General features: G+C 72.6%; 7 protein-coding genes. All 7 read right to left on the bottom strand.

Features of this window, described 5'->3' with window-relative positions; all coding sequences use genetic code 11:
• Positions 1 to 72: 72 nt before the first annotated feature.
• On the bottom strand, positions 73 to 2,127 hold the full coding sequence (locus MBSD_RS10380; protein ID WP_062537263.1) for a S9 family peptidase: 2,055 nt from the start codon (positions 2,125 to 2,127) through the stop codon (positions 73 to 75).
• A gap of 110 nt (positions 2,128 to 2,237) precedes the next feature.
• Entirely contained in the window at positions 2,238 to 2,861 is a 624-nt protein-coding gene (locus MBSD_RS10375; protein ID WP_062537262.1) for a DsbA family oxidoreductase, read from the bottom strand.
• 113 nt (positions 2,862 to 2,974) lie between these two features.
• Positions 2,975 to 3,436 (bottom strand): RidA family protein, encoded by a 462-nt coding sequence (locus MBSD_RS10370; RefSeq protein ID WP_082306603.1) that lies wholly within the window; start codon positions 3,434 to 3,436, stop codon positions 2,975 to 2,977.
• An 89-nt stretch (positions 3,437 to 3,525) separates the two neighbouring features.
• Positions 3,526 to 3,945, bottom strand: coding sequence for a GNAT family N-acetyltransferase (locus MBSD_RS10365; protein WP_062537264.1), 420 nt, complete (start codon positions 3,943 to 3,945; stop codon positions 3,526 to 3,528).
• 23 nt (positions 3,946 to 3,968) lie between these two features.
• Positions 3,969 to 7,418 carry a transcription-repair coupling factor gene (gene mfd, locus MBSD_RS10360; RefSeq protein WP_062537261.1) on the bottom strand — a complete coding sequence of 1,150 codons (3,450 nt, stop codon included), beginning with the start codon at positions 7,416 to 7,418 and terminating at the stop codon, positions 3,969 to 3,971.
• A 231-nt stretch (positions 7,419 to 7,649) separates the two neighbouring features.
• Positions 7,650 to 8,279 carry a GNAT family N-acetyltransferase gene (locus MBSD_RS10355; RefSeq protein ID WP_062537260.1) on the bottom strand — a complete coding sequence of 210 codons (630 nt, stop codon included), beginning with the start codon at positions 8,277 to 8,279 and terminating at the stop codon, positions 7,650 to 7,652.
• Between the two features lie 230 nt (positions 8,280 to 8,509).
• Positions 8,510 to 8,993: sulfite exporter TauE/SafE family protein (locus MBSD_RS10350; RefSeq protein ID WP_187300636.1), on the bottom strand; the 484-nt coding region annotated here is incomplete at its 5' end.

Genomic DNA, 8,993 nt, shown 5'->3' with positions numbered 1-8,993 from the left:
CCGCCGCGCGGCCGGGCGCGCGCCGCCGGGCGGGGACGCGCCGCGGCCGCGTCGCCGCCCGCGGGCGTCGCCTTACGAGCCCGCGCGGTGCTTCTCGAACCAGCCGATCGTGTACAGCACCTGGTCGAGCATGTTGCTGGGGCGCGTGTTGATCTCGTGCGAGGCGCCGGGGATGCGCAGCATCGCCGTGTCCACCTGACGCAGCTTCAGCGCCTGGTAGAACTGCTCGGCCTCGGACGAGGGCGTGCGGTGGTCGGCGTCGCCGGTGATCAGCATGGTCGGCGTCTTCACGTTGCCGACGTAGCTGATCGGCGAGCGCTTGAGGTAGTGCTCGGCGTTCTCCCACGGCACGCCGGGGAACCAGTAGCGCGAGAACAGCGTGTAGAAGTCCGAGGTCAGCACGAAGCTGTACCAGTTGATCACCGGCTTGGCCACCACCGCGGCGCGGAAGCGGTCGGTGTGGCCGACGATCCACGCGGTCAGCACGCCGCCGCCGCTGCCGCCGGTGACGAACAGGTTGCCGGTGTCGATCGCGCCGCGCGCGATCACGGCGTCGACCACGCTCATCAGGTCGTCGTAGTCCCGGCTCGGATAGGCGTTCTCGATCAGGTTGGCGAATTCGCTGCCGTAGCTGGTGCTGCCGCGCGGGTTGGCGTAGACGACGACGTAGCCGTGCGCGGCGTAGAGCTGCGTTTCCGGCGCGAAGCGCGGTCCGTAGTTGGCGAACGGGCCGCCGTGGATCTCCAGCAGCAGCGGATACTTCTTCGCCGGGTCGAAGTCGGGCGGCGTGACGATCCACGCCTGCACGTTGCGGCCGTCGGCGGACGACTTGACGTCGATCGCCTCGACCTTGCCCAGCCGCTTGTGGTCGAGCAGGTTGGCGTTGAGGTCGGTCAGCACGCGCGGCTTGCCGCCGCGCGCGACGACGGCGACGTCGGCCGGCCGGTAGGCGGTGCCGCGCGTGTAGGCGACCTTGCCGGCCGCGGCCGACATCGCGCCGCCGCCGTACGGACGGCCCATCGCCGTGCCGCCGAAGTCGTCGGTCACGACCTCGACCTTGCCGCCGCCGGCGCCGACCCAGCCGACCTTGGTGACGCCGTGGTCGTCGTAGTGCACGTACAGGCCGCGGTTGCCGTCCCAGGCGGGATCCTCGAGGTCGAGATCGACGTTTTCGGTGAGCGCGCTGCGCTTGCCGGTCTTCAGGTCCAGCACGTACAGGTGCGAAGGCTGGTACGGATGGCCGTGGTCGTCGAAGCCGAGGTAGGCGACGCGCGTGCCGTCCGGCGACAGCACCGGCGAACGGTCCGGGCCCTTGCGGTCGGTCAGGCGGGTGAGCGCGCCGCTGTCGACGTCGACGCGGTAGAGATCGCTCTCCAGCGGCTCGTACTCCCAGCGTTCGTCGAGGTTGGCGGAGACGATCAGCGCCTTGCCGTCGCGCGTCCACGCCGGCGCGCCGCGGAAGTCGTGCTTGCCTTGCGTCACCTGGCGCGCGGCGCCGCCGTCGGCGGCGACCACGAACACGTGCGTGTAGCCGGGATCGACGTAGCCGCCGCCGTCGATGCGGTAGATCACGCGATCGATCAGCTTGGCCGGCTCCGCCCACTGCGCGCCCTTGGGCGCGGCGGGCAGCTTGGCCAGCGGCGTCTCCTCCGCCGGCACGCGCATCGTGAAGGCGATCCACTTGCCGTCGGGCGACCAGCGCAGGTCGTGCGGCGATTCGGTGAGGTGGGTGATCGGCGCGGTCGCGCCCGAATCCATCCAGCGCACGAAGATCTGCGCCTTGCCCTCGGTGCGGGCGACGTAGGCGAGGCGGCGCCCGTCCGGCGACCAGGCGGTGTCGCCGGCGTCGGTCTCGCCGTCGGTCAGCGGACGCTGCACACGTCCCTCGGCGTCGACCAGCCACAGGCTGGTGCGCTTGCGGTCCTTCATCACGTCGAAGCGGTTGCGCTCGTAGACCACGTAGCGGCCGTCGGGCGAAAGCTGCGGCGCGTCGGCCCATTCCAGCCTGAACACGTCCATCGGCTGCAGGATGCGGTCGTCCGGGGCGGCGTCGGCGGCGGGCGCGGCGGGCGCCGCGAACGTGCCGGCGGCGGCCAGCAGGGCGGTGAGCAGCAGGGTGGGGCGCATGGATCGATCCCGCGGTGGAGGTGCGGGCGATTGTGGGCGGCCGCCGGCCGTCCTGGACAGTGACTTAGGTTGGTCGACCAAGGTCCAGTGGCGGAGCCGCCGCGGCGCGCTCAGCCGCCCGCCGCGCGCGCGCCGTCCGCCATCGCCGCCGCATGCTCGAACACCGCGTACGGCTGCGCGCCCTGCACCAGGTACTGTTCGCCGAAGATCAGCGTCGGCACGCCGCCGATGCCGAAGCCGTCGGCGAGGCGCATGTCGCGCTCGACCGCGGCCATGCTGGTCTCGTCGTCCAGCGCCCGTTGCGGCGCGTCGGCATCGAGGCCCGCCTCCAGGGCCAGCGCGCGCAGCACGTCCGCGGCGTCGATCGGCTGCGCCTCGAGCCAGTAGGCGCGCATCAGCGCCGCGCGCATCGCCTCGCCGCGGCCGTTGCCTACGGCGTAACGGTGCAGCGCGTGGGCGGCGTGGGTGCGCGTGCCGACCGGGCCGGGGCGCAGCTCGACGCCGAATTCGCGGCGCAATTCGGCGGCGAGGCGCGGCCGCGAGGCTTCGATCGCCGCGCGCTTCTCCGGCGTCACGCCGGGCGCGCCCGGCGGACGCAGCTGGAACGCGTGCCAGATCACGCGCAGCGGCCGCGCGCGCCCGAGTTGCTGCAGGCGCAGGTCGGCGATGTAGCAGAACGGGCAGACGAAGTCCGACCAGACGTCGATGCGGAGCGGCGGTGCGTCGTGCGCCATGGCGAGCCTCGCGGCAGCGCGGAGGGGCGCGCGCGGCGACCCCGCCGGCGCGGCGGACCTCGAAGGTAACGCGGACGCCGTAGCTCCGCGTTAAAGCGCGGCGCCGTCGCCGCTCAGCGTCCGCCGACGGCGGCGACGCACTCCACCTCGACGCGCGCGCCCATCGCCAGGCCGCTGGCCGCCAGCGCGCTGCGCGCCGGCAGGTGCGTCCTGAAGAAATCGCGGTAGACGGCGTTGAAGGCCGGCCAGTCGCGGATGTCGGCGAGGAATACCGTGCACTTCACCACGTCGTCCAGCGAGGCGCCGTTGGCGGCGAGCACCGCGCGGATGTTTTCCATCGCCTGCTTCGACTCGGCCGCGATGCCGCCGCGGGCCAGCTCGAGCGTGCCCGGCAGCACGCCGATCTGGCCGGACAGGAACAGCAGGTTGCCCACGCGCACCGCGTCGGAGAACGGCAGGTCCGCCTCGGCGGTCGCGGGGGCGCGGTAGTAGCGCGGCGCTTCGGCGGCGGGCGTCGGCAGCGCGGCGGACAGCGCGGCGAGGGCGAGCAGGACGGCGCGGAGCGGGCGGCACATGGCGGTCTCCCCGAAGGCGGGATCGCGCAAGCTAGCGCGTTCGCGGCGCCGCCGCCAGCGGCGCCGTCTTCCCGGCAGCGGGCGCCGCGCTACAGCGCCATGCGGAAATGGAAACACTCGATGCCGAGCCCTTCGCGGAAATAGAAACGGTGCGCGCCTTCGCGCGTCACCCGCGAGATCAGCTGCAGCTCGGCGCAGCCGGCGGCGCGCGCCTCGTCCTTCAGCCAGTTCAGCAGGCGCGAACCGTAGCCGCGCGAGCGCACGCGCTCGTCGGCGACCAGGTCGTCGACCGAGAGGATCCGGCCGCAGTAGAGCATGGTGAGGAAGCGGTAACCGGCCACGGCGCGCACCGCGCCGTCCTCGACCAGCGCGGCGAGGCGGTAGCCGTCGCTCGCCATCAGCGCGCGCACGGTGGCGAGATAGTTCGCCGGGTCGAGGTGCGGGCGCAGCTGGCGCATCACCGCGCAGGTCGCCTGGATCTGCTCGTCGGTTTCGGCGCGGACGATCACGGAGGGCGCCTCGCGGGAAGGATTCATGCGGCCTGGCGCAGCGCCAGCGTGTCCAGCAACTGCTGCGCGGCGCGCAGCCGCTCCGCGGCGCCCGGCAGCTCCATGCTGATCTTCAGCTTATCCTGCCCGTCCAGCTTGTAGGTTCTCGGTTGTTGCTGGATCAGGCGGATCACCGCCATCGGATCGACGTTGGGCTTTTCGCGGAAGATCACGCGGCCGCCGGCGGGGCCGAAGTCGAGCTTGCGGATGCCGAGCGGCGTGGCGCGCAGCTTCAGTTCGGTGACGGCGAACAGCTGCTTGACCGCGTCCGGCAGCAGGCCGAAGCGGTCGATCATCTCCACCTGCAGCTCGCGCAGCGCCTCGGCGTCGGGCGCGCTGGCGATGCGCTTGTACAGCGTCAGGCGCGCGTGCACGTCGGGCAGGTAGTCGTCGGGGATCAGCGCCGGCAGGTGCAGCTCGACCTCGGTCTCGTGCTCGCTGCTGAGGTCGAAGTCCGGCACCTTGCCGCTCTTCAGCGCGCGCACCGCGCGCTCCAGCAGCTCGGTGTACAGCGAGAAGCCGACCTCCTGGATCTGGCCGGACTGCTCCTCGCCGAGCAGCTCGCCGGCGCCGCGGATCTCGAGGTCGTGCGTGGCCAGCGTGAAGCCGGCACCCAGCTCCTCCAGCGAGGCCAGCGCCTCCAGGCGCTTCTCGGCGTCGGCGGTCATGGCGCGGCGGTCGGGCACGATCAGGTAGGCGTAGGCGCGATGGTGCGAGCGGCCGACGCGGCCGCGCAGCTGGTGCAGCTGCGCCAGGCCGAAGCGGTCGGCGCGGTTGATCACGATGGTGTTGGCGGTCGGGATGTCGATGCCCGACTCGATGATGGTGGTGCACACCAGCACGTTGAAGCGCTGGCGGTGGAAGTCCAGCATCACCTGTTCCAGCTCGCGCTCGGGCATCTGGCCGTGGGCGATGCGGATGCGTGCGTCGGGGATCAGCGCCTGCAGTTCGCGCGCGGTCTTCTCGATGGTGTCGACCTCGTTGTGCAGGAAGTACACCTGGCCGCCGCGCGCCAGCTCGCGCTGGAACGCCTCGCGGATCAGCACCGGGTCGTGCTGGGCGATGAAGGTCTTCACCGCCAGACGGTGCGCCGGCGGCGTGGCGATGATCGACAGGTCGCGCATGCCCGCCATCGCCATGTTCAGCGTGCGCGGGATCGGCGTCGCCGTCAGCGTCAGCAGGTCGACCTCGGCGCGCAGCTTCTTCAGTTGCTCCTTCTGCCGCACGCCGAAGCGCTGCTCCTCGTCGACGATCACCAGGCCGAGGTCCTTGAACTTCACGTCCGCCTGCAGCAGACGGTGCGTGCCGATCATCACGTCGATGCGGCCGTCGGCGAGCCTCGCCAGTGCGGCCTCGATGTCCTTCTTCGACTTGAAGCGCGAGATCACCTCGACGCGGATCGGCCAGTCGGCGTAGCGGTCGCGGAAGTTGTCGTAGTGCTGCTGCGCCAGCAGGGTGGTCGGCACCAGCACGGCGACCTGCTTGCCGGCGCTGGCGGCGACGAACGCGGCACGCACCGCCACCTCGGTCTTGCCGAAGCCGACGTCGCCGCAGACCACGCGGTCCATCGGCCGCGGCGCGGCGAGGTCGGCGATCACCGCCTCGATCGCGGCGAGCTGGTCGGGCGTCTCCTCGAACGGGAACGTCGCCGCGAACTGCTCGTACATCGTGCGGTCGACGGCGAGCGCGGTGCCGGCGCGCGCCTCGCGCTGCGCGTAGATCGCCAGCAGCTCGGCGGCGACGTCGCGCACCTTCTCCGCGGCCTTGCGCTTGGCGCGTTCCCAGGCGTCGCCGCCGAGGGCGTGCAGCGGCGCCAGCTCCGGCGCGGTGCCGGTGTAGCGGCTGACCAACGCCAGCTGCGCCACCGGCACGTACAGCTTGGCGCCCTTGGCGTACTCGATGGCGAGGAACTCGCCGGGCATGCCGCCGACGTCAAGCGTGACCAGGCCCTGGTAACGGCCGACGCCGTGGTCGACGTGCACGATCGGCGCGCCGATCGCCAGCTCGGTGAGGTCGCGGATCACCGTTTCCGGATCGCGCGCGGCGGTGCGCCGGCGCGTGCGGTCCTGGCGCACGCGCTCGCCGAACAGTTCGCGCTCGGTCAGCACGGTCAGCGCCGGCGCGGTCAGCGCGAAACCCTGCTGCAGCGGCGCGACGGTGACGGCGAGGGGCTGCGCGCCGTCGGCGAACGCGCGCCAGCCTTCCGTCACCACGGGGCGGATCTCCGCCGCGGCGAGTTGCTCGAGCAGCGCCTCGCGGCGGCCGGCGGTCTCGGCGGCGATCAGCACGCGGCCGGGGTAGGCGTCGAGGAAGCGCCGCAGCGCCTCCGCCGGCGCCTCGCCCTTGCGGTTGATCGGCAGTTCCGGTGCCGGCTGCGTGCCCAGCGCGACGGCGTGCGCGTGGCCGGCGTCGACGATCTCGACGCGCAGCGGCCGGTTCAGCGCCTCGCGCAGCCTGTCCACCGGCAGGAACAGTTCGTCGACCGGCAGGATCGGCCGTTCGATGTCGTGCGCGCGCTGCTCGTAGCGCTCCTGCGCCTGCGCGCGGAAATGACCGGCGGCTTCCAGCGCGCCTTCGCCCAGCACGAACAGCGCGTCGTCGCCGAGGTAGTCGAACAGCGTCTCGGTGCGCTCGAAGAACAGCGGCAGGTAGTACTCGATGCCGCCGGGCGTGACGCCCTCCTTCATGTCCTGGTAGAGCGGGCAGCGGCGGATGTCGATCGGGAAGCGCTCGCGCAGGCGGTTGCGGAAGTCCTTCGCCGCCTCGTCGGTCAGCGGGAACTCGCGCGCCGGCAGCAGCTCGACCGCCTCGACCTTGTGCTGCGAGCGCTGCGTTTCGGCGTCGAAGGTGCGGATCGAATCGACTTCGTCGTCGAACAGCTCGATGCGGTACGGCTCCGCCGCGCCCATCGGGAAGATGTCGATCAGCGCGCCGCGCACGGCGAAGTCGCCGGGCTCGGCGACCTGCGGCACGTGGCGGTAGCCGGCGGATTCCAGCCGGCGCTGCTCGGCGGCGAGGTCCAGCCTCTGCCCGAGCTTCAGCGCCAGCCCGGAGCCGGCGATGAAGCCGCGCGGCGCCAGGCGCTGCATCAGCGTCGCCACCGGCACCACCAGCACGCCGCGGCGCACCGACGGCAGCCGGTACAGCGTGGCGATGCGCTGCGAGACGATCTCGGGGTGCGGGCTGAACAGGTCGTAGGGCAGGGTTTCCCAGTCGGGGAAATGCAGCACCGGCAGATCGGCGCCGGCGAACACGGCGAGTTCGTCCTCCAGCGCGTGCGCGCGGTGGGTGTCGCGCGCGACGAACACCACCGGTCCCGCGTGCCGGCGCGCCGCCTCGGCCACCGCCAGCGCCAGCGCGGAGCCGTGCGGCGCCGCCCAGTAGCGGCGTTGCTTGGGATCGGTCGGCAGCGGCGGCGTCAGCAGGTCGGGCATGGGCGCGCAAATGCAATGCGGCGCCGGTCGCCGTCGGCGGCCAGCGCAGGGGAAAGGCCGACCATTCTAGCGCGAAGGCCCGGGCGGGCCGCGGGAACGGCTTGCGGACGCGGTCGATCGAGGGATCGCGCGCGGAGCGACGAGGCAGGCCGTCGTTCCGACGGAAGCGGGTTCGGAGCCGTGCCGCACGCGCCGAGTCGGGAAAGTGCGGAACGGCACTTCCCCGAAACGCTAGAGGGCGAGCGCGACCTTGACCGTGGCGGCGTCGCCGGGCACCAGGCTGCGCGCGAAGCCGAGCTCTTCGCACAGCTCCAGCATGCGGTGGTTCTCCACCAGCACGTAGCCCCACAGTTCCCTGAGGCCGCGCCGGCGGCACTCGCGGATCAGTTGCGTCATCAGCAGCGCGCCGAGGCCGAGGCCGGTCCAGGCGTGCTCGACCAGCACGGCGAACTCGGCGCTCTCGGTGACGGCGTCGACGTAGATGCGGGCGACGCCGCGGATCTCGGCGCGCTCCGGCGGCGCGTCGTCGGCCAGCACGAAGGCGGCCTCGCGCTCCCAGTCGATGTCGCACAGGCGCGCGGCGGCGCTGTCCGACAGCGTGGTCAGCACGTGCAGGAAGCGCATGCGCACCTCTTCCGGCGACAGCCGCCGGAAGGCGCGTTGCAGCGCCGCGGCGTCGCCGGCGCGGATCGGCCGCAGGCGCAGCAGGCGGCCGTCCTCCAGGCGCACCGGGTCGCCGCGGTCGGCCGGATGGGGCGCGCGCGGCTCGAAGCGCGCGCGCGTCGGCGCCGGCAGCGCGGCGGCGCGGGTCGGCGCGGGCGCGCCGTAATGGTCGCGGATGGCGGAGGAGCTTGCGGTCATGCGCGCATGTTGCGCTGCGGCAGTGGAGCAAACCATCTAACCGCCGCGCGGCGGGTTCAGGGCGGCTTCACCGCGGCTCAGGGCTTGTGAAAAAACTCGCGTCCTGTGCGTTTTTTCAGTCGTGAGTCCGGCACATGTCCGGACTCACTCCCGCGAAGCGAGCGCTGACGCGCTCGCTTCGCGCGCGAGCCATCCATGGCTCGCCCGAGAGGCTGTTTTTTCACAGCCTTTCAGTGCGCGCCGCCGATGCAGTCGAACGGCAGCAGCGCGGCGGGCACGCCGAGATGCGCCAGCCACGGCCCTGCCAGGGTCAGGCCGGCCATCGCCAGCAGCGCCGCCGCGACGCCGCGGCGCAGCGGGGCGCGCTGCAGCAGATGCGGCAGCAGGCTGCCGCCGAACGCCGCGGCCAGCATCGACGGCAGCGTGCCCAGCCCGAACGCGACCATGGTCGCCGCGCTGATCCACGGATCGAAGCTCGACCACGCCAGCAGCAGCACGGTGTAGACGAAGCCGCACGGCATCCAGCCCCAGATCAGCCCGAACGCCAGCGCCTTCGGCACGCGGTCCACCGGGAACAGCGCACGCGCGCGCGGCGCGAGGCGCATCCACAGGCGCGTGCCGACGAAGCGCTCGGCGACGCCGCGTCCGCCGTACAGCGCGAACGCGGCGGCGACGAAGGCGGCGGCGGCGAGGATGCGCAGGGCGAGGCGCAGC

It is taken from the genome of Mizugakiibacter sediminis (assembly GCF_000953855.2).
Classification (GTDB): domain Bacteria; phylum Pseudomonadota; class Gammaproteobacteria; order Xanthomonadales; family Rhodanobacteraceae; genus Mizugakiibacter; species Mizugakiibacter sediminis.
This window is presented reverse-complemented; position numbering and strand designations above follow the sequence as displayed.

Excerpts from the sequence above, each read along its gene's own strand:
- MBSD_RS10380 (WP_062537263.1), bottom strand. The coding sequence starts at position 2,127 with ATGCGCCCCACCCTGCTGCTCACCGCCCTGCTGGCCGCCGCCGGCACG.
- MBSD_RS10375 (WP_062537262.1), bottom strand. The coding sequence starts at position 2,861 with ATGGCGCACGACGCACCGCCGCTCCGCATCGACGTCTGGTCGGACTTC.
- MBSD_RS10370 (WP_082306603.1), bottom strand. The coding sequence starts at position 3,436 with ATGTGCCGCCCGCTCCGCGCCGTCCTGCTCGCCCTCGCCGCGCTGTCC.
- mfd (WP_062537261.1), bottom strand. The coding sequence starts at position 7,418 with ATGCCCGACCTGCTGACGCCGCCGCTGCCGACCGATCCCAAGCAACGC.
- MBSD_RS10355 (WP_062537260.1), bottom strand. The coding sequence starts at position 8,279 with ATGACCGCAAGCTCCTCCGCCATCCGCGACCATTACGGCGCGCCCGCG.